Genomic DNA, 20,729 nt, shown 5'->3' with positions numbered 1-20,729 from the left:
GCCATGAGCCGGCTCAACTTCCTTCTGCTGATCGCCGTTCTGCTGAGCGGCGTGACCTTGGTGCGCAGCGCCTACGAGGCACGTCGGCTGTTCACCGAGCTCGATCGCGCGCAGGCGGAAGGTCGCCGTCTGGAGGCCGACAGCCAGCGCCTGCAGGCCGAGCGCCATGCCCAGGCCACCAATCTGCGGGTCGAGCAGGTGGCGCGTGAGCGCCTGCATATGCGCGCCATCAGCCCGGCGGTGACGCAGGAAGTGAAGGATCAGGCGGCCAAGGCCGCTCACGATGCTGCCTCGGGAGCCAAGTCTTGAAGCTGCCCGGGGCCAAACGCAATGGCGGCGGCGCGGCCGCTGCGCGCGCGCTCAGCACGCGCGGTGTCAATTATTCGACCAGCCCGCTGCTGGCCTCCAAGACCCCGCCCTGGCGTTCGCGCTTTCTGGTCGCCTTGGTGGGCCTGGCCTTTGCCGGCCTGCTGGTGCGCGCGCTCTATGTGCAGGTGATAGGCACCGAGTTCTACCAAAAGCAGGGCGAGGCCCGCTACGCCCACACCATGGAGCTGCCCGCCAGCCGCGGCCGCATCATCGACCGCAGCGGCCAGGTGCTGGCCGCCAGCGTGGCCGTGCCGTCTTTCTGGGCCATCCCCAAGGAGCTCGATGCCGACCCTGAGAAGCGCCGCGCCCTGGGCAAGATCCTCGGTTGGTCTAATGCCGAGCTTGAGCGCAAGCTGGACCCTGCCAGCAAATTCGTCTGGCTGCGCCGCCAGGCCGATGACCAGACGGCCCAGCAAATCAAGGCCTTGGGCTTGAAGGGCGTGTTCGCCGACCGTGAGTACAAGCGCAAATACCCCGAAGGCGAGGCCGCCGCCCATGTGGTGGGCTTCACCAATATCGAGGAAAAAGGCCAGGAGGGCATCGAGCTGGCCTTCCAGAAAGAGCTGCAGGGCCGCGATGGTTCGCGCTCGGTGGTGCGCGACCGTCTGGGCCGGGTGGTGGAAGACATCGGCGACCGCATCCCGGCGGCGAACGGGCGTGATATCGAGCTCTCGGTCGACTCCAAGGTGCAGTTCTTCGCCTACCAGCGCATCCGCGATGCCGTGGCCGAGAACAAGGCCAAGGCCGGCTCGGTGGTGGTGGTCGATGTGCAGACCGGCGAGGTGCTGGCCCTGGCCAACTACCCCAGCTACGACCCCGGCGAGCGCAAAAACCTGAGCGGTGCCCAGCTGCGCAACCGCGCCCTGACCGATATCTTCGAGCCCGGCTCGACCATGAAGCCTTTTATCGTGGCGCAAGCCCTGGAGAGCGGCCGCGTCACGCCCGACACCGTCGTCTCCACGGCGCCGCGCAGCGTGAACATCAGCGGCTGGTCGCCCAGCGACCACACGCCGCGCGATGCCATGACGGTGACCCAGGTCATTCAGCGCTCCAGCAATATCGGCGTGGTCAAGCTGGCCATGCAGATGCCGCCGCGCGAGATGCACGAGCTCTACACCGCCATCGGCCTGGGCCAGCGCCCGCAGCTGGACTTCCCCGGTGCCATCACCGGCAAGCTGCGGCCCTACAAGGCCTGGCGGCCGATCGAGCAGGCCACCATGTCCTATGGCTACGGTCTGTCGGCCTCCTTGTTCCAGCTGGCCCACGCCTATACCGTGTTCGCGCGCGATGGCGAGGTCATCCCCCTGACCATGATGCGGCGTCCTGCCGGCGAGCAGGTGCATGGCATCAAGGTGTTTTCGCCCAAGACGGCCGAGACCATGCGCGGCATGCTGGAGATGGCCGCCGCCCCCGGTGGCACGGCGCCCCAGGCCATGGCGGCCGGCTATAGCGTGGGCGGCAAGTCCGGCACGGCCCACAAGCAGGAGGGCAAGGGCTATGCCGGCAATAAATACCGCTCCTGGTTCGTGGGCATCGCGCCCATCAGCCGGCCCCGCATCATCGTCGCGGTGATGCTGGACGAGCCCAGCGCCGGCAAATACTTCGGTGGTGCGGTGGCCGGTCCGGTGTTCAGCCAGGTGGTCTCGCAAAGCCTGCGTCTGATGGCGGTGTCGCCCGATCTGGAAGTCAAGCCGCAAATCGTGGCCAAGACCCCGGTCGAAGCTGTGGAAGAGAGTTTTTGATGTTGACGAAATTGAAATCCCCCGAAGCCGCCGCCCGCTGGCTGCAGGAATGGACCACCGGCGCGCTGCGCACCGACAGCCGGGCCGTGCAGCCGGGTGATGCCTTCATCGCCTGGCCCGGCTATGCCCGCGATGGCCGCGAGTTCGTGGCCGCCGCGCTGGCCGCCGGTGCCGCCACCTGCCTGGTGGAAGACGAGGGGGTGGAGAGCCATGGCTTTGTCGACGCCCGCGTGGCCTCGCTGCCCGGGCTCAAGAGCAAGACCGGCCTGATCGCCGCTGCCTACTACGGCCAACCCGCCAAGGCCCTGGACGTGATCGCCACCACCGGCACCAATGGCAAGACCTCGACCGCTTGGTGGATGGCTCAGGCCCTGAGCCTGCTGGGCCAGCGCTGCGGCATCGTCGGCACGCTGGGCGTGGGCGAACCGCCTGTTCCCGGCCAGGCCTCCACAGCTGCGGCCATCGAATACACCGGCCTGACCACTCCCGACCCCGTGCTCCTGCAGCAGGGCTTTCGCCGCATGGCGGACCAGGGCTTTGCGGCCTGCGCCATCGAGGCCTCCAGCATAGGTCTGAAGGAACACCGTCTGGCCGGCAGCCAGCTGCGCGTGGCCTTGTTCACCAACTTCACCCAGGACCATCTGGACTACCACGGCAGCATGGCCGCCTACTGGGCCGCCAAGCGCGAGCTCTTTGACTGGCCCGGCCTGCAAGCCGCCGTGCTGAATCTGGACGACGCCAAGGGGTCTGAGCTGGCGCTGGAGCTGCAGGGCAAGCTGGATCTGTGGACCTATGCCCTGGGCGAGCGGGGCGCGCGCCTGTCCGCCCATGATCTGCATTACCGCGCCGGCGGCCTGGCCTTCACCCTGCGCGAGCAGGGCGGGGCCGAACTGCGGGTCGAGACCGGTTTGATCGGCGATTACAACGTCGCCAATCTGCTGGCCGTGCTGGGCGGCTTGCGCGCCCTGGGCCACGGCCTGGCGGATGCCGCCCGGGTGGCGGCCCAGGTCACGCCCGTGCCCGGCCGCATGCAGCGGGTGGGTTCGGGCAGCGAGCTGCCCCAGCTGGTAGTGGACTACGCCCACACGCCCGATGCGCTGGACAAAGCCTTGAGCGCCCTGGCGCCGCTGGCCGCGGCACGAGGCGGGCGCTTGAGCGTGGTGTTCGGCTGCGGCGGCAACCGCGACCGCACAAAGCGTCCGGCCATGGGGGCCATCGCTGCCGCCAAGGCTCAGCGCATCATCCTGACCAGCGACAACCCCCGCAAGGAGGCGCCCGAGGCTGTGCTGGCCGATATCGCTGCCGGTGTGCCTGCCGACGCGCCCTATCAAATCATCGAGGACCGCCGCGCCGCCATCGAGCAGGCCGTGCAGCAGGCGGGCAGCCGCGACGTCATCCTGGTCGCCGGCAAGGGCCATGAGGACTATCAGGAAGTGGCCGGCCTGCGCCATCATTTCTCCGATGTGGAAGAGGCCCGTGCCGCCCTGATCCGGAGGGCCGGCCTGTGAGCGCCCATCCCTTGATGACGCTGGGCCAGGCCCATGCGCTGCTGCATGCCTTGCTGCCCGAGGCGCGCCTGGTGGGCGACGCCGGCATCGCCATCCAGCGCGTGCACAGCGACAGCCGCACGCTGGCGGCGGGCGACCTCTTCGTCGCCTTGCGCGGCGAGCGCTTCGACGCTAACGATTTTCTTGCGCAGGCTGCGGCCGCCGGTGCCGTCGCCGCCCTGGCCGAGCGCGGCCTGGCCGAGGCCGGCCTGGCCGGCATCCTGGTGCCCGATGCCAAGCAGGCCCTGGGCCTGCTGGCCCAGGCCTGGCGCGCCCAGCTGCAATTGCCGCTGATCGCCGTTACCGGCAGCAATGGCAAGACCACGGTGACCCAGATGATTGCCAGCATTCTGCGCAGCTGGCATGGCGAGCAGGCCCTGGCCACGGCCGGCAATTTCAATAACGAGATCGGCGTGCCCCTGACCGTGCTGCGCCTGCGCCAGGACGAGCATCAATGGCACCGGGTGGCGGTGCTGGAGCTGGGCATGAACCACCCCGGCGAGATCGCGCCGCTGGCGGCCATCGCCCGGCCCACCGTGGCCCTGGTCAATAACGCCCAGCGCGAGCATCAGGAATTCCTGCAGACCGTGGCAGCCGCCGCACGCGAGAACGGCGCCGTCATCGAGGCCCTGGGCGATAGCGGCGTGGCCGTGTTCCCCGCCGATGATGACTGCGCCCCCATCTGGGCGGCCCAGGCCGGCCCGCGCGGCCATCTGAGTTTTGCCCTGCAAGGCCCCGCCGATGTGCGGGGCAGCGCCCGCTGGCAGGAGGCCGGCCACTGGGCGCTGGAGATTCAGACGCCGGCCGGTGCGATTCCCGTCGCCCTGGCCGTGGCCGGTCTGCACAATGTGCGCAATGCCCTGGCCGCCACCGCCTGCGCCCTGGCGGCCGGTGCGCCGCTGGCGGTGATACAGCGCGGGCTGGAGAGCTTCCGCCCCGTCAAGGGCCGCTCCCAGCTGCGCCGGGTCGAGCACGCCGGCCAGGCCCTCAATCTGATCGACGACAGCTATAACGCCAACCCCGACAGCGTGCGTGCCGCCATTGAGGTGCTGGCCGATCTGCCGGGCGCCTCCTGCTTGATCCTGGGCGATATGGGCGAGGTGGGTGATCAAGGCCCATCCTTCCACGCCGAGGTCGGCGCCTACGCGGCCCAGCGGGGCTTGCAAGCCCTGTGGACCGTGGGCAGCGCAACAGCGCATGCGGCCGCCGCTTACGGCCCGGCGGCACGGCATTTCGAGACGGTGGCCGATTTGATCGCCGCCCTCACAGACAAGGAACAAGCACCTCGGGTGCAGAACATCGTGGTCAAAGGATCGAGATTCATGCGGATGGAACAGATCGTCGCCGTGTTGGCGGGCGACACAGAGCAGGGCAATTCACATGCTGCATAGTTTGGCGATCTGGTTGCAAAGCATGTACCCCGAGCTGGGGTTTTTGCGGGTCTTCCAATACCTGACCTTCCGCGCCGTGATGGCGGCCATGACGGCCTTGCTGATCGGCCTGGCCTTCGGCCCCTGGGTGATACGCCGGCTGACCGAGATGAAGATAGGCCAGCCCATACGCGAATACGGCGTGCAACAGCATCTGGCCAAGAGCGGCACGCCCACCATGGGCGGGGTGCTGATCCTGATCGGCATCGCCGTCTCGACCCTGCTGTGGTTTGACTGGAGCAACCGCTTCGTCTGGGTGGTGATGGTCGTGACCCTGGGCTTCGGCGCCGTCGGCTGGGTGGACGACTGGCGCAAGGTGGTGGACAAAAACCCCGAGGGCATGAAGAGCCGCGAGAAGTTTTTCTGGCAGTCGCTGATCGGCCTGTTCGCTGCTCTCTACCTGGCCTTCAGCGTTTCGGAGACCTCTTTTCTGGGCGTGGTCCAGCTCTTCTTCCGCTGGATCAGCAGTGGCTTCTCGACCGAGCTGCCGCCGCGGGCCGACCTGATCGTGCCCTTCTTCAAGACGGTCAGCTATCCGCTGGGCGTGTTCGGCTTCATCGGCCTGTCCTACTTCGTCATCGTGGGCACCAGCAATGCGGTGAACTTCACCGACGGCCTGGACGGCCTGGCCATCATGCCGGTGGTGATGGTGGGCTCGGTGCTGGGTCTGTTTGCCTACCTGACCGGCTCGACGGTGTTCTCCAAATACCTGCTGCTGCCCTATATCCCGGGCGCCGGCGAGCTGCTGATCTTCTGCGCCGCCATGGCCGGCGCGGGCCTGGCCTTTCTGTGGTTCAACACCCACCCGGCGCAAGTCTTTATGGGCGATGTGGGCGCGCTGTCGCTGGGCGGGGCCCTCGGCACGGTGGCCGTCATCACGCGCCAGGAGATTCTGCTGGGGCTGATGGGCGGCATCTTTGTGGCCGAGGTCTTGTCGGTGATGTTGCAGGTGACCTGGTTCAAATACACCAAGCGCAAATACGGCACCGGCCGCCGCATCTTCAAGATGGCGCCGCTGCACCACCATTTCGAGAAATCGGGCTGGAAGGAGACGCAGGTGGTCGTGCGCTTCTGGATCATCACCATGCTGCTGTGCCTGATCGGCCTGGCCAGCTTGAAGCTCCGCTGAGGCAGGCGATGAGAAGCTACCAAGACCGCCACGCGCTGATCCTGGGCCTGGGTGACACCGGCCTGGCGATGGCCGTCTGGATGAATCGTTTGGGCATTGCCAGCATTCGCGTCTGGGACTCGCGCGCCAACCCGCCCCAGCTGGCGGCCTTGCGCGAGGCCTTGCCCGAAGCGACGTTTGTCAGCGGCGAGTTCGGCGAGGCCGCGGCCGAGCTGCAGGGCGTGCATCTGCTGCTCAAGAGCCCCGGCCTGTCGCCCCGCGATGCGCGCATCGCGCCCCTGCTCGAGCTGGCGCGCCAGACCGGCGTGCCGGTCTTGGGCGAGCTGGATTTGTTTGTGCAGGCCCTGGCCGATCTGAAGGCCGAGCGCCAATACGCCCCGGCCCTGCTGGCCATCACCGGCACCAATGGCAAGACGACCACCACCTGCATGACCGCCTTGCTGGCCGAGCGAGCCGGCAAGCGCGTGGCGGTGGCCGGCAATATCGGCCCCAGCATGCTGGGCATGCTGGGCCAGGCCCTGGATCTGGAGCCTGCGCCCGTCGAGGAAGCGCCGTTGGCCTTGCCGGAACAGGCGCCGGCCGAACAGGCCGAGGAGGCCTCCGAAGCCGGGGCCGAGGCCGAGCTGAGCGTGGACGCCCCTGCCGCCGAGGCTGCAATCGAGCCGGCTGAATCGCCTGAAGTCGCCGAAGCCGCCGCGCCTGCCGAGGCCGCTCCCGAACAAACAACCATGGAAATGGTCGAGGCCTTGCTGGACGAGGCCCCCCTGCCCATCAAGCCGCCATCGCCCAAGGGCCCGGTGTTCGAGCATCTGCCCGAGGTCTGGGTGCTGGAGCTGTCCAGCTTCCAGCTCGATGGTGTGCAGGGCTTTGAGCCCACGGCCGCCACCGTCCTCAATATCACCCAGGACCATCTGGACTGGCATGGCGATATGGCCGATTACACGCGCGCCAAGGCGCGGGTGTTTGGCGAGCAAGGCCTGATGGTGATCAATCGCGACGATCCCCTGGTCGAGGCCATGGTGCCGGCCGCCGTGCTGGTCAAGCAAGGCCGTGGCCGCGCGGCCAAGAGCGTGTCGCGTCGCGTCACGCGCTTCGGCCTCGACGCCCCCGACCGCCCCGGCGATTTCGGCCTGGTGGAGGAGGGCGGCATGGCCTGGCTGGTGCGGGCTCGCGAGGTGGATGAAACCATCAAGAAAAAGAAGGGCGAGGACGAGGAAGAAATCTCCTTGCAGCGCCTGATGCCGGCCGACGCCCTGCGCGTGCGCGGCCGCCATAACGCCGCCAATGCGCTGGCTGCCCTGGCCCTGGCCAGCGCGGCCGACTGCGCCCTGGCCCCCATGTTGCACGGCCTGCGCGAGTACCGCGGCGAGCCGCATCGGGTCGAGCATGTGGCGACGATAGACGGCATCGACTTCTACGACGATTCCAAGGGCACCAATGTCGGCGCCACCGTGGCCGCCATCAGCGGTCTGGGCGCCGACCGCGAGCCGGCCAAGCTGCTGCTGATCCTGGGTGGCGACGGCAAAGGCCAGGACTTCAGCCCCTTGGTCGCCGGCGTGGCCCGCCATGCGCGCGCCGTGGCCTTGATAGGCCGCGACGGCCCGCAGATCGCCGCAGCCCTGGCCGGGACCGGCGTGCCCATGCAGTCGCATGAAAGCCTGGAGGCCGCCACCGCCTGGTGCCTGGCCCAGGCCCAGGGTTCGGACAGCGTGCTCCTGAGCCCGGCCTGCGCCAGCCTGGACATGTTCCGCAACTACGCCCACCGTGCCGAGGTCTTTGTGGCCGCGGTGCAGGACTTGGCGGCCGAGCGAGGCCTGTCGGCATGAGCGAGCAGGGCGCCAGCGTCCGGCCAGGCCTGCTGGAGCGCCTGCGTGGCCTCGTGGGCGGCGAGGGCTCGGCCAAGGAAAAAGTGCCGGTGCGGGACTGGGTCTCCACTTCGGCCGGCCAGCCCACACAGATCCAGGGCCTGGACCTGACGCTGATCTGGGTGGTGCTGGCCTTGATGGGCCTGGGCCTGCTGATGGTTTACTCGGCCTCCATCGCGATGCCGGACAACCCGCGCTTTGCCAAATACATGCCGACGCATTTTTTGATCCGCCACATCGTGGCCATCTGCTTCGGCCTGGTGGCGGCGCTGGTGACGGTGATGGTGCCCGTCAGCAACTGGGAGCGCTGGGCGCCCTGGTTGTTTGTGCTGGCCTTGGTTCTGCTGATCCTGGTCTTGATTCCCGGCGTGGGCAAGGTGGTGTACGGTGCGCGGCGCTGGCTGCCGCTGGGGGTGATGAACTTCCAGCCCTCGGAGCTGGCCAAGTTCGCCATCGCCATGTATGCGGCCAACTACATGATGCGCAAGATGGATGTGAAGGAGAACTTCTTCAAAGCCGTCTGGCCCATGGTTGTGGCCCTGGGCGTGGTGGGTGTGCTCTTGCTGGCCGAACCGGATATGGGCGCCTTCATCGTGATCGCCGCCATCGCCATGGGCATCCTCTTTCTGGGCGGTGTGAACGGCCGCATGTTCTTCCTGATCGTGGCCGTGCTGGTGGGCGCTTTTGTGCTGATGATCACCTTCAGCGAATTCCGCCGCGAGCGCATCTTTGCCTATCTCAACCCCTGGGACGAGAAATACGCCCAGGGCAAGGCCTATCAGCTGACGCATTCCCTGATCGCACTCGGCCGCGGCGAATGGTTCGGCCAGGGCCTGGGCTCCAGCGTGGAGAAGCTGCACTATCTGCCCGAGGCGCATACCGACTTTCTGCTGGCCGTGATCGGCGAGGAGCTGGGCTTTCTGGGCGTGGCCACCGTCATCCTGGGATTTTTCTGGCTCTCGCGCCGGCTCTTCCACATCGGCCGCCAGGCCATTGCCCTGGACCGCGTGTTCGCCGGCCTCTATGCCCAAGGCATAGGCATCTGGATGGGCGGCCAGGCTTTTATCAATATGGGCGTGAATCTGGGCGCCCTGCCTACCAAAGGACTGACTTTGCCCCTGATGAGTTTTGGAGGGTCGGCGATTCTGATGAATTGCGTGGCGCTCGCGGTGGTGTTGAGGATTGATATTGAAAACCGGCAACTCATGCGCGGAGGCCGCGCATGACGTCCAAACACTTGGTCATCATGGCCGCTGGAACCGGCGGCCACATCATCCCCGGCCTGGCCGTGGCCGAGGAGATGCGTCAGCGCGGCTGGAGCGTCAGCTGGATGGGCACCGAGCTGGGCCTGGAGAACAAGCTGGTGCCGCCCAGCGGCATCCCGCTGGACCGCATGGCCTTCGCCGGCCTGCGCGGCAAGGGTTTGATGCACACCGTCAAGGGTTTGTTCAAGCTGGTGCAGGCCTTTGTGCAGAGCCGCCAGGTCTTTGTGACCCGCAGCGCCGATGCGGTGCTGGGCATGGGCGGTTATGTCTGCTTCCCCGGCGGCCTGATGGCCTGGCTGAGCGGCAAGCCGCTGATGCTGGTGAATGCCGACGCGGCCATGCTGATGAGCAATGCCAGCCTCAAGCACTTTGCGCGGCGCATCGCCTTTGGCTTTGACGGCGCAGCAGCAGCGGCCACGGCCAAGGCGGTGGTGACGGGCAATCCGGTGCGCGCCGAGATCGAGGCCATCGCGCCGCCCGAGCAGCGCTTTGCCGGCCGCAGCGGCCCGCTGCGCATCCTGGTGGTGGGCGGCTCCCTGGGGGCCAAGGCCATCAACGAGGTCTTGCCCAAGGCCCTGGCCCTGTGGCCGGCCGAGAGCCGCCCGCAGGTGCTGCACCAGACCGGCCAGGTCAATCTGGCCGCCGTGCAGCAAGGCTATCGCGAGGCCGGTCTGGCGCTGGGCAATGGTTTGGAGCTGCGCCCCTTCATCGAGGACATGGCCGAGCAACTGGCCCAGGCCGATCTGATCATCTGCCGCGCCGGTGCGGTGACGGTGAGCGAGCTGTGCGCCGCCGGCCTGCCCAGCGTGCTGGTGCCCCTGGTCGTCAGCACCACCTCGCATCAGCGCGACAACGCCCAGTACATGGCCCAGCATGCGGCGGCCATCCACCTGCCCCAGCCCGAGCTGAGCGCGCAAGCCTTGTACGAGTTGCTGCACAGCCAGGACCGCGACAGCCTCTTGCAAATGGCCCAGCGCGCCCGCGCCCTGGCCAGGCCGCGCGCGGCGGCCCGGGTGGCGGACGAGTTGGAGGCTTTGGTGAGTCCTCAATCATGAAACACGCGATCCAACACATTCACTTCGTCGGCGTCGGCGGCGCCGGCATGAGCGCCATCGCCGAGATCCTGCACGATCTGGGCTATACCGTCTCGGGCTCCGACCAGTCGGACAGCGCCACCGCCCAGCGCCTGGCGGGCCTGGGCTTGCGCATCTTTGTCGGTCATGCGGCCGAGCACATCGCGGGGGCTCAGGTGCTGGTCACCTCCACCGCGGTCAAGGCCGACAACCCCGAGGTGATCGCCGCGCGCGCCCGGGGCGTGCCGGTGGTGCAGCGCGCCGTCATGTTGGCCGAGCTGATGCGGCGCCAGCAAGGCATTGCCGTGGCCGGCACCCACGGCAAGACGACCACGACCTCGCTGCTCAGCTCGGTACTGGTCGAGGCCGGCCTGGACCCCAGCTTCGTCATCGGCGGCAAGCTGCTGGCCGCGGGCGCCAACTCGCGTCTGGGCCGGGGCGAGCACATCGTCGTGGAGGCTGATGAGTCGGATGCCTCCTTCCTGCATTTGCTGCCCACGCTGGCCATCGTCACCAATATCGACGCCGATCATATGGAGACCTATGGCCATGACTTCGCGCGCCTGAAGCTGGCTTTTATCGAGTTCCTGCACCGCATGCCTTTCTACGGCGCGGCGGTCTTGTGTGGTGACGATGCCGGTGTGCGCTCCATCATGCCCCTGCTGTCCCGGCCGGTGATCAGCTACGGCATGCAGGCCGGCAACCAGGTGCGGGCCCTGGATGTGCAGGCCCTGGCCGGGGGGCAGATGCGCTTCAAGGTCCGCCGTGAACTCACGCCGGCTCGGGTCTTGCCCGAGCTGGACGTGACGCTCAATCTGGCCGGTAATCACAATGTCCTGAACGCCCTGGCGGTGATTGCCGTGGCCACCGAATTGGAGCTGCCGGACGCACCCATCGTTGCGGCCCTGCAGAAGTTCGGCGGCGTGGGCCGGCGCTTCCAGCGCTACGGCGAGCTGCCCACGCAGGACGGCGGCACATTCGCGCTGATCGACGACTACGGCCACCACCCGGTGGAGATGGCCGCCGTGCTGAGCGCGGCGCGCGGCGCCTTCCCCGGCCGCCGCCTGGTGCTGGCCTTCCAGCCGCACCGCTACACCCGCACGCGCGACTGCTTTGCCGACTTCGTCCAGGTGATGAGTCAGGCCGACGCCGTCTTGCTGAGCGAGGTCTACGCGGCCGGCGAGGCGCCGATTGCCGGCGCCGATGGCCAGGCCCTGCTGCGGGCGCTGCAAGAAAAGACTCAGGTTCCGGCCCTGTGGGTCGAAAACATTGCCGCGCTGCCCAAGGCCATTGCCGGGCAGGCCCGGGCCGGCGATGTGCTGATCGTGATGGGTGCCGGTTCGATTGGCGCCGTGCCCGCCCAGACGCTTGAGTTGTTTGAAGAAGAAATGAAGAGAAGAAGCAAGGACGCTGCGGCATGAGCAATACCATCCCCCCCGTTTCATCCGCCCCGCTGGATCTGAATATCGACGCCAAGGCCTTGGGCAAGGTCGCCGTGCTGCTGGGTGGCAGCTCGGCCGAGCGCGAGGTTTCGCTGACCATGTCGGGTCCCGGCGTCTTGCAGGCCTTGCGTGAGGAGGGGGTGGACGCTCACCCCTTCGATCCCTCGCAGACGGAGTTGGGCGAACTCAAGCGCCAGGGCTTCGAGCGCTGCTTCATCGCCCTGCATGGCCGCGGCGGCGAGGACGGCACGGTGCAGGGCGCGCTGGAGCTGCTGGGCATTCCCTACACCGGCTCGGGCGTGATGGCCTCCAGCATGGCCATGGACAAGATCACCACCAAGCGTCTGTGGCTGGCCGACGGCCTGCCCACACCGCGTTACGTCAAGCTCAAGCGCAAGGACATCAGCCGCGAACGCTGCCTGGCCATCCCCGACGAGCTGGGCCTGCCGGTGTTCGTCAAGCCGCCGCACGAGGGCTCGTCCATGGGCGCCAGCAAGGTGGAGGGTTATTCGCAGATGCAGGAGGCCGTGCAACTGGCCGCCCAGTTCGACGCCGAAATCCTCTGCGAGGAATTCATCGAAGGCCCCGAGCTGACCTGCCCGGTGCTGGGTGAGGGCGAGGCGGCCTTCGCCCTGCCGGTGGTGCGCATCGTGGCGCTCGAAGGCAAGTACGACTACCAGAACAAATACTTCACCAACACCACCCAGTACCTGACCGGTTCCCTGAGCGAGGCACAGGAGCGCGAGGTCCAGGCCCTGGTGTTGGCGGCTTACCGCTCGCTGGGCTGCCGGGGCTGGGGCCGGGCCGACCTGATGCTGCGCGCCTCCGATGGCAAGCCCTTTTTGCTGGAAATGAATACCTCGCCCGGCATGACCTCGCATTCCCTGGTGCCGGTGTCGGCCAAGGCGGCGGGCATTCCTTATTCCAAGCTTTGTCTGTGGCTGCTTGCGCAAGCGCGGCTGGACAACACCCAAGCTTAAGCCGCAGCCTTCATCGCCTATCCAGCCATGCGTGCCAATCACAAAGCCCCCAGCCTCCCGCCGGACATCCGTCTGATGCAGGCGGTGACGGCTTTGCTGCTGGCCGCCTTTGTGCTGGCCTCGGCCGTGCTGGCGCTGCGCTGGTTCAGCCGCCTGCCGGTGTTCGCCATCCGCGCCATCCAGGTCGAGGGCGATGTGAGCCGCAATAGCGCGGCCTCGCTGCGGGCCAATGCCTTGCCCCATTTGTCGGGCTCGTTCTTGAGCATGAGCTTGCAAAGCGGCCGCCGCGCCTTCGAGGCCGTGCCCTGGGTGCGCAAGGCCCAGGTGCAGCGCGTCTGGCCCAATCGCCTGCTGGTCAAGCTGGAAGAACACCAGCCCGCCGCCTACTGGGAAACCAAGGCCGAAGGCGCCGATGCGCAAAGCGACGCCGCCGTGGACCGCCTGCTGGTGAATAGCTATGGCGAAGTCTTCCAGGCCAATCTGGGCGATGTGGAGGATGAAGACCTGCCGGTGCTGGCCGGCCCCAAGGGCAGTTCTGCCGCCATGCTGAAGATGTGGCAGCAGCTGCAAGCCCTCAGCAACAAGCAGCAGGACGGGGTCGACAGGCTGGACTTGTCGGGCCGCGGCTCCTGGCGGGTGACGCTGGAAAAGGGCGCGGTACTGGAATTGGGGCGCGGCAGCGAAGAAGAAGTGCTGGCGCGCTATGGACAATATATGCATGTGATGCCGCAGATCAGCTCGCGCTACCAGGCGCCGGTCTTGTCTGCCGATTTGAGGCATGCGGATGGATTTGCCGTGCGTTTGCGCGGGGTAACAACCCTGGAAAAACCCGGCAAGGCCCGCTGAACCGGATGCGGCCGGTTTCAAGGGGTTTGGCAAGAGGCTGCAGCGATGACGAGAAAACTCTAAGGAAAAAGAGATATGGCCAAGGAATACAAGGATTTGGTCGTCGGATTGGATATCGGCACCGCCAAGATCATGGCGGTGGTGGCCGAGGTGCTGGGCAATGGTGAATTACGCATTGCCGGCTTGGGCGTGGCCACCTCGCACGGCTTGAAGCGCGGCGTGGTCGTCAATATTGACGCCACCGTGCAATCCATCCAGCAGGCCTTGAAAGAGGCCGAAATGATGGCCGACTGCAAAATCAGCCGGGTTTACACCGGTATCACCGGCAGCCATATTCGCGGCCAAAACTCCACCGGCATGGTGATTGTGCGCGACAAGGAGGTCACGCCGGTGGATGTGGCGCGGGTGGTGGAAACCGCCAAGGCCATCAATATCCCCAACGATCAGCGCCTGCTGCTGGTGGAGCCACAGGAATTCGTCATCGACGGCCATGAGGTGAAAGAACCGATTGGTATGAGCGGCGGCCGTCTGGAGGTCAAGGTACATATTGTTACCGGCGCCCAGAGTGCCGCCGAAAACATCGTCAAATGCGTGCGCCGCTGTGGTTTGGAGGTCGACCAACTGGTTTTGAATCCCAGCGCCTCCAGCCATGCCGCGCTGACGCCCGATGAGCGCGACCTCGGTGTCGCCATCGTGGATATTGGCGCGGGCACCACCGATGTCGCCATATTCACCGGCGGCTCGATTCGTCATACCGCCGTCATACCAATCGCCGGTGATTTGATTACCAGCGATATTGCGATGGCCTTGCGCACGCCCACCAAGGATGCCGAGGAAATCAAGGTCGAGCATGGCGTGGCCAAACAATTGCTGGCCGACCCGGCCGATCAGGTGGAAGTCCCTGGTTTGGGCGACAGGGCGCCGCGCATGCTTTCCAAACAGGCTTTGGCGGGCGTGATCGAGCCGCGCGTCGAGGAAATATTCTCCCTGGTCCAGCAAGTCATCCGGGAAAGTGGTTACGAAGAATTGTTGTCTTCCGGAATCGTCCTAACGGGGGGGGCGGCGGTGATGCCTGGCATGATTGAGCTGGCCGAAGACATATTCCTCAAACCGGTGCGCCGCGGGAATCCCACCTATAGCGGTGCGCTGTTCGACATGGTTTCCAACCCGCGTTCCGCCACCGTCATGGGTTTGCTGGAAGAAGCGCGCATGTCGCGCACCCGGGGTTTGAAGGCGGCGCAGCAAGCGGGTTCGATGAAGACCGCTTTCGGGCGCGCCAAGGATTGGTTTCTAGGCAATTTCTAAGCCCGCTGGGGGCAGATTCAGAGCGGCAGGGTTTTGAGGACTTAACTGTCGGGAAACAACGGCAGTAAGTGAAAAAAGAGGGTGACCCCCGTAGTTTTTCACTGCTGTTAACGGCACAATCGGCACAGGAGGTTTGTTATGGCGATCGAAATGATTGAAGAGTTTGACCAAGGCACTCAAATCAAGGTGATTGGTGTTGGCGGTGGCGGCGGTAATGCCGTGGAGCACATGATTGCTCAGGGCGTGCAAGGGGTGGAATTCATCTGCGCCAACACCGATGCCCAAGCGCTCAATCGCTCGAAGGCAGACCAGCTTTTGCAACTGGGCACCTCCGGCCTGGGCGCAGGCGCCAAGCCTGAAAAAGGCCAGGAAGCCGCGCTGGAAGCGGAGGCCCGCATCCGCGACGCCATCCAGGGCGCCAATATGCTCTTCATCACCGCCGGCATGGGCGGCGGCACCGGCACCGGCGCCGCACCCGTGATCGCCCGCGTGGCCAAGGAAATGGGCATCCTCACCGTCGGTGTGGTGACCAAGCCCTTCGAATTTGAAGGCAAGCGCCGCTCCGTCGCCGCCGACGCCGGCCTGGCCGAGCTGGAAGCCAATGTCGACTCCCTGATCGTCGTGTTGAACGACAAGCTGCTCGACGTGCTGGGCGACGACGTCACCCAGGATCAGGCCTTTGCCCACGCCAACGATGTGCTGAAGAATGCCGTCGGCGGTATCTCCGACATCATCCACATTCCCGGCCTGGTCAACGTCGACTTTGAAGACGTCAAGACCGTGATGAGCGAGCCCGGCAAGGCCATGATGGGAACGGCGCAAGCCAGCGGCCCGGATCGCGCCGCCAAGGCCGCCGAAGCCGCCGTGGCCTGCCCGCTGCTGGAGGGCATCGACCTGTCCGGCGCCCGCGGCGTGCTGGTGCTGATCGCCGCGAGCAAGGCCAATTTCAAGCTGAGCGAGTCGCGCAATGCCATGAACGCCATCAAGCGTTACGCCTCCGACGAAGCCCACATCATCTACGGCACGGCCTATGACGAGAGCCTGGGCGAAGCCCTGCGCGTGACCGTCATCGCCACCGGCCTGTGCTCGCAACGTGCGCGTCAGGCCGCACCGCTGCAAGTGGTGCAGCAACAGGTGCAGCTGCGCACCGGTACCGACAATATGCCGGTGCTGACCCAGGCGGTCACCATGGCCGCAGCCGGTGTGGGCCAGGGCGTCAGCGCCGCCGCTCCGGCCATGGGCTCGGCGGCCGGCGTGGGTGCCCTGGGCGCCGGTGGCGACTTCGCTGGCATGAGCGTGCCCAGCGTCTGGCGCAACAGCCGCACGGCCGCCGCCAAGGTGGAAGCCCTGTCGTCCAATGGCATGGACGAAATCGAGATCCCGGCTTTCTTGCGCAAGCAAGCTGACTGAGCCCGCACGGCCAAGCCGGAAGGCTTGGCCCGGTCAGTACCCAACCTCCGCCGAACCCGGTGCATGAGCCTGCCGCTCATGCACCGGGTTTTGTTTTTGGCGCGCACGCTGGCTGCGTGCCCGGCCTGCCAATCCCCCAGAAGACGGGCTTGGGCGCCCGGCGCGGCGACCCCGCAACAAAGCGGCTTGCGCGGCCAAAAGCTCGGCTGTTCGGCGCGGGCCTGTGGCATGCTAGGTGCTTCCCTCTGGCCGCCTGGCGTTCGCATTGAATGCAGTTCCCGATTCTTGATCCCGGTTTGACGATGATGCGGCCGCCCATGCCGGCCGAGCGGCCGCGTGGCCCGGTAGCTGCCCGCCTATGGGCCCGCTGGCTCGGCCTGCTTGCGCTGAGCCTGCTGCTCTGGCTGCCCGCCCAGGCCCAGTCGCGTCTGACGACGCCTCCCGGCGCTGCCAACAAGCAGCTGGGCCAGCAGATGCAAAGCGCCGATCTGGCCGTCAGCTCATGGTCGCGCAGTGATTTGCATGAGTGGTGGGCGGCCTTGCGCTCCATGGATGGCAGCCCCGGCAGCATGCCCGCGCATCTGCAGCCGCCCAGCGACCCGAGCCGCTGGAGCCGGGTGCAACTGCCCGATGTGCGGGGCCGCGATGTGGGCAAGCCCTTTGTCGAAGACCCGCAGTACCAGATGCGTTGGTACCGCTTCCGCTATGCGCCGGCGCAAGGAGGCTGGCCCACCAGCGTTGCCCTGTATATGCCCCGCCTGGTGACCATGGCCGCCGCCGTGCTCGTGCATACCGACGAGGGCTGGCGCCCGGTGTTTGACAATCAGGCGGGTGCACGCGAGCAATGGGTGCGGCCGCTCTGGGTGGTTTTCCCCGCGGCCCTGACGGCCCTGCACCAGGATCAGAGCCTGGAGGTGGTCTTGGCCGTGCCGGCCATCAATGGCACTTTCTACTCGGTCTCCAAGGCCTGGCTGGGCCCGCGTGAAGAGTTGGAAGCCCTCTATCAGCGCCGTTGGGCCCTGCAGATCGGCGTGCCCCAGGCCACTGGCCTGACCCTGGTGGTGCTGGGCCTGTTCTCCTTCACGCTGTGGCTGCGGCGCCGGAACGAGTCGGCCTTTCTGCTGTTCGCGTTGGCCTCGGTGGCTTGGCTGCTGCGCAATCTGCATTACCACGTCGATCTGCCGCGCACCCGGGCGGGCCTGGAGTGGTTCTGGTGGGGCACCCACGCCTCCATGTCCTGGGTGATGTGGCTGACCTTTCTCTTCGTCCTGCGCTTTTCTCGCCGGAGCTCCCCCCGCTTCGAATTCGCGGTGGCGGCGCTGGTCTTGTCGGGGAGTTTTCTGACCCTGCCCTTCTGGCGGCCTATGTTCGATGGCCTGTACTTCCAGCAGTTGGTCAATATGCTGCTGGGGGTTGCCTGCACCAGCTTTGTGGTGGTCGTGGCCCTGCGGGAGCGGCGTTATGGCCTGCGCATGATCGCCTTGTCCCTGGTGCTGAGCCTCTTGCTGGGCATTCACGACTTGCTGCTGCTGGCGGGCTGGGCCTGGCCCGAGCATGTCTATCTGATGCCTTTTGCCACCTTGATTGTGGTCGCCAGTTTTTTGTATGCGCTGCAAAACCGTTATGTGGGCGCCAGCTATGAAGTCGAGATGCTGAATGAGAACCTGGCCCAGCGCCTGGACGCGCAAAGCCGCGAGATGCAGGCCCAGCACGACCGCCTGCGCGAGGCCGAGCGCCAGCAAGCCCTGCTGCTGGAGCGCCAGCGCCTGATGCAGGATATGCACGACGGCCTGGGCTCATCGCTGCTCTCGGCCATGGTGGCGGTGGAGCAGGGCAGCATGGACCAGGACCGGGTGGTCGAGGTCTTGCGCGAGTGTGTGGACGATTTGCGTCTGGTGATCGATTCGCTGGAGCCCATAGGCCATGACCTGGTCTCCCTGCTGGCCACCATGCGTTACCGCCTGGGCAAGCGCCTGCAGGCCGGTGGTTTGACGCTGGAGTGGGATGTGCAGGATTTGCCGCCGCTGGAGTGGCTGGAGCCGCCCGACGCCCTGCATGTGCTGCGCCTGATGCAGGAGGCGCTCAGCAATGTGCTCAAGCATGCACGCGCCAGCCGGGTGCGCATGGTGACCCGCCATCACGGCAGCTATGTGGAGATCCGGGTCGAGGACGATGGCGAGGGCTTCGACATCAACACCGCCCAGCGTGGCCGTGGCCTGAAGAGCCAGCAGCGCCGCAGCCAGCGTCTGGGCGGCTCCTTGCGTATCGACTCCAGCCCCGGTGCCGGCACCCGGCTGAGCCTGCGCCTGCCGGTCACCCGGCCGGAAGCCCCAGGCCAGCAGAGCCCGGCCTGATCGCCGACAATCGTCCCCATGCTGCAACAAAGAACGCTGAAGTCCCTGACCCGTGCCGTGGGCGTGGGCATACACAGCGGGCAAAGAGTCGAGCTGACCCTGCGCCCCGCCGCGCCCGACACGGGCATCGTCTTTCGTCGGGTCGACCTGAACACGCCGGTGGACATCCCGGTGCGCACCGACACCGTCTGCGACACCCGCATGGCCACCACCATCAGCCCGAATGGCGACCCCGGCGGCCCCAAGGTACAGACCATCGAACATCTGCTCTCGGCCTGCGCCGGCCTGGGCCTGGACAATCTCTACGTCGACATCAATGCCGACGAGGTACCCATTCTGGACGGCTCGGCCGCCAGCTTTGTCTACCTCCTGCAAAGCGCCGGCATCGAGCTGCAGAAGGCGGCCAAGAAGTTTTTGCGCGTCAAGAAAACGGTGGAAGTGCGCCAGGGCGAGGGCAAGCGCCTGATGTGGGCGCGGCTGGCGCCCCACCATGGTTACACGCTCAGCTTCGAGATCGAATTCGACAACCCGGCCGTCTCGGCCACCGGCCAGCAATATGTCTTCGACATGGGCTCGGGCCAGTACAAGCGCGAGATCGCGCGCGCCCGCACCTTCGGCATGACCAGCGACATCGAACTGATGCGCTCGCGCGGCCTGACCCTGGGCGGCTCCATGGACAACGCCATCGTGGTGGACGACTACCGCGTGCTGAACGCTGATGGACTGCGTTATGACGACGAATTCGTCAAACACAAAATCCTCGACGCCATCGGCGATATGCAGGTGGTGGGCCATCCCTTGCTGGCCGCCTACACCTCCTTCAAGGGCGGTCACGCGCTGAACAACAAGCTGCTGCGCGCCTTGCTGGCGGATGAGACGGCCTATGACTACGTCACCTTTGAGGATGAGACCAAGGCGCCGCAGGGCTTTGCCAAGCTGGCACCGGCTTGGTGATGGCAATCAGCCAGTCTCAGCTGACCAAACTCGGTGAGCGGCTGAAGAAGGAGCCGCTGGAAGAGGCGGACTTGCGGATGCTGGACGAGTACCGTCGTTCGTTTGGCGCGGTCAGTGAAATGCTGATGCGGGTGCTGCGGGACGAGATGGGTCTGGCGCCCACGGCGCGATCGGCAAAGTCCACTCTGGCCATTGTTGACAAGCTGCGCCGCCAGTCGATTCGTTTGGGGCAGATTCAGGACATTGCGGGGTGTCGGGTGATCGTGGCCGATATGGCGGAGCAAGATCGGGTTCTGGCGGAAATCTCCCAAAGGTTTTCGGGGGCCATCGTTGACGACAAGCGTGAACGGCCGACCTTTGCTTACCGCGCCCTTCATGTCATCGTCAAGCATGACGCCTATCTGGCGGAGATGCAGATTCGAACCCAGCTGCAGCACCTATGGGCTTCGCTATCTGAAAAGTTGGCCGATATTCATGGACACGAAATTAAGTACGGACGGGGCCCTGAGTGGCCTCGATCAGCCTTGTCTTTGTTATCGGCCTTGGTGCATAAGCACGAAACACAAGAGTTGAAGTTCTTTGAGCTCGACCGCCAGCGCGCCTTGGATCTCAGGACCATCGCGGATGAATCGTTCAACGAAGAGTGGACGCTCTACATTCAGGACATCGAGGAAAATCGGGCTATCTTGCTTCGCTACCTGACTGAATTCCTCTCTGATCCACAAAAAATGAATGCAGGAAAATCGTGATCTTCCTACTTGAATACGATCGACACAGGGGTGTACTGGCGAGCATTAAAAGCTATGCCGATGTCGAGCGCGAGGCCGCCGAAATGGCGCGTTTGAATCTTGAGTTGGATCTGAACAGGCGCGCATTGATGCACGAAGTTGTCTTGCTTGAAGCTGCTGATGAACAAGCCCTGCGCCTGACTCATGGCCGGTATTTTGAAAGCCTGCAGCAGATCGCTGCGGCGGGTATTCGTTCCAATGAAAAGGTCATGCCAAATGTCCGTTGAGGA

The 20,729-nt window shown here is 65.8% G+C and carries 17 protein-coding genes; all 17 read left to right on the top strand.

Annotated elements, in window-relative coordinates:
- Window positions 1–3 precede the first annotated feature (3 nt).
- Window positions 4–309, top strand: a complete 306-nt coding sequence (gene ftsL, locus HNP55_RS18955) for a cell division protein FtsL (protein WP_184303020.1) — start codon at window positions 4–6, stop codon at window positions 307–309.
- A gap of 2 nt (window positions 310–311) precedes the next feature.
- Complete coding sequence (locus HNP55_RS18950) at window positions 312–2,111, top strand: peptidoglycan D,D-transpeptidase FtsI family protein (RefSeq protein WP_184303239.1); 1,800 nt, start codon at window positions 312–314, stop codon at window positions 2,109–2,111.
- Window positions 2,111–3,619 (top strand): UDP-N-acetylmuramoyl-L-alanyl-D-glutamate--2,6-diaminopimelate ligase, encoded by a 1,509-nt coding sequence (locus HNP55_RS18945; protein ID WP_184303017.1) that lies wholly within the window; start codon window positions 2,111–2,113, stop codon window positions 3,617–3,619. The genes HNP55_RS18950 and HNP55_RS18945 overlap by 1 nt, the downstream gene beginning before the upstream one ends.
- A complete protein-coding gene (murF, locus tag HNP55_RS18940; protein WP_409993756.1) occupies window positions 3,616–5,049 on the top strand; it encodes a UDP-N-acetylmuramoyl-tripeptide--D-alanyl-D-alanine ligase in 1,434 nt (477 codons plus the stop codon). Before HNP55_RS18945 ends, murF begins: the two co-directional genes overlap by 4 nt.
- Window positions 5,039–6,217, top strand: coding sequence for a phospho-N-acetylmuramoyl-pentapeptide-transferase (gene mraY, locus HNP55_RS18935; protein ID WP_184303014.1), 1,179 nt, complete (start codon window positions 5,039–5,041; stop codon window positions 6,215–6,217). Before murF ends, mraY begins: the two co-directional genes overlap by 11 nt.
- Window positions 6,218–6,225: 8 nt before the next feature.
- Window positions 6,226–8,043 carry a UDP-N-acetylmuramoyl-L-alanine--D-glutamate ligase gene (murD, locus tag HNP55_RS18930; protein ID WP_184303012.1) on the top strand — a complete coding sequence of 606 codons (1,818 nt, stop codon included), beginning with the start codon at window positions 6,226–6,228 and terminating at the stop codon, window positions 8,041–8,043.
- Window positions 8,040–9,308 carry a putative lipid II flippase FtsW gene (gene ftsW / locus HNP55_RS18925; RefSeq protein WP_184303009.1) on the top strand — a complete coding sequence of 423 codons (1,269 nt, stop codon included), beginning with the start codon at window positions 8,040–8,042 and terminating at the stop codon, window positions 9,306–9,308. The genes murD and ftsW overlap by 4 nt, the downstream gene beginning before the upstream one ends.
- On the top strand, window positions 9,305–10,402 hold the full coding sequence (gene murG, locus HNP55_RS18920; protein ID WP_184303006.1) for an undecaprenyldiphospho-muramoylpentapeptide beta-N-acetylglucosaminyltransferase: 1,098 nt from the start codon (window positions 9,305–9,307) through the stop codon (window positions 10,400–10,402). The genes ftsW and murG overlap by 4 nt, the downstream gene beginning before the upstream one ends.
- Window positions 10,399–11,841 (top strand): UDP-N-acetylmuramate--L-alanine ligase, encoded by a 1,443-nt coding sequence (murC, locus tag HNP55_RS18915; RefSeq protein WP_184303004.1) that lies wholly within the window; start codon window positions 10,399–10,401, stop codon window positions 11,839–11,841. Before murG ends, murC begins: the two co-directional genes overlap by 4 nt.
- On the top strand, window positions 11,838–12,842 hold the full coding sequence (locus tag HNP55_RS18910) for a D-alanine--D-alanine ligase (RefSeq protein ID WP_184303001.1): 1,005 nt from the start codon (window positions 11,838–11,840) through the stop codon (window positions 12,840–12,842). Before murC ends, HNP55_RS18910 begins: the two co-directional genes overlap by 4 nt.
- 27 nt (window positions 12,843–12,869) lie before the next feature.
- Entirely contained in the window at window positions 12,870–13,688 is an 819-nt protein-coding gene (locus tag HNP55_RS18905) for a cell division protein FtsQ/DivIB (protein WP_184302998.1), read from the top strand.
- A gap of 75 nt (window positions 13,689–13,763) precedes the next feature.
- A complete protein-coding gene (gene ftsA, locus HNP55_RS18900) occupies window positions 13,764–14,993 on the top strand; it encodes a cell division protein FtsA (RefSeq protein WP_184302995.1) in 1,230 nt (409 codons plus the stop codon).
- Between the two features lie 138 nt (window positions 14,994–15,131).
- Window positions 15,132–16,403 (top strand): cell division protein FtsZ, encoded by a 1,272-nt coding sequence (gene ftsZ, locus HNP55_RS18895; RefSeq protein WP_184302992.1) that lies wholly within the window; start codon window positions 15,132–15,134, stop codon window positions 16,401–16,403.
- 302 nt (window positions 16,404–16,705) lie between these two features.
- Window positions 16,706–18,757, top strand: coding sequence for a sensor histidine kinase (locus HNP55_RS18890; protein WP_221439681.1), 2,052 nt, complete (start codon window positions 16,706–16,708; stop codon window positions 18,755–18,757).
- Between the two features lie 18 nt (window positions 18,758–18,775).
- The gene (gene lpxC / locus HNP55_RS18885; RefSeq protein ID WP_184302987.1) at window positions 18,776–19,711 is read left to right on the top strand and encodes a UDP-3-O-acyl-N-acetylglucosamine deacetylase; all 936 of its coding nucleotides are present in this window, start codon (window positions 18,776–18,778) and stop codon (window positions 19,709–19,711) included.
- Window positions 19,711–20,460, top strand: a complete 750-nt coding sequence (locus HNP55_RS18880; protein ID WP_184302984.1) for a RelA/SpoT domain-containing protein — start codon at window positions 19,711–19,713, stop codon at window positions 20,458–20,460. Before lpxC ends, HNP55_RS18880 begins: the two co-directional genes overlap by 1 nt.
- Window positions 20,457–20,726 (top strand): hypothetical protein, encoded by a 270-nt coding sequence (locus HNP55_RS18875; protein WP_184302982.1) that lies wholly within the window; start codon window positions 20,457–20,459, stop codon window positions 20,724–20,726. The genes HNP55_RS18880 and HNP55_RS18875 overlap by 4 nt, the downstream gene beginning before the upstream one ends.
- Window positions 20,727–20,729: the final 3 nt, after the last annotated feature.

The sequence above is a fragment of the Roseateles oligotrophus genome, from assembly GCF_014204525.1.
Lineage (GTDB): Bacteria > Pseudomonadota > Gammaproteobacteria > Burkholderiales > Burkholderiaceae_C > Paucibacter_A > Paucibacter_A oligotrophus_A.
This window is presented reverse-complemented; position numbering and strand designations above follow the sequence as displayed.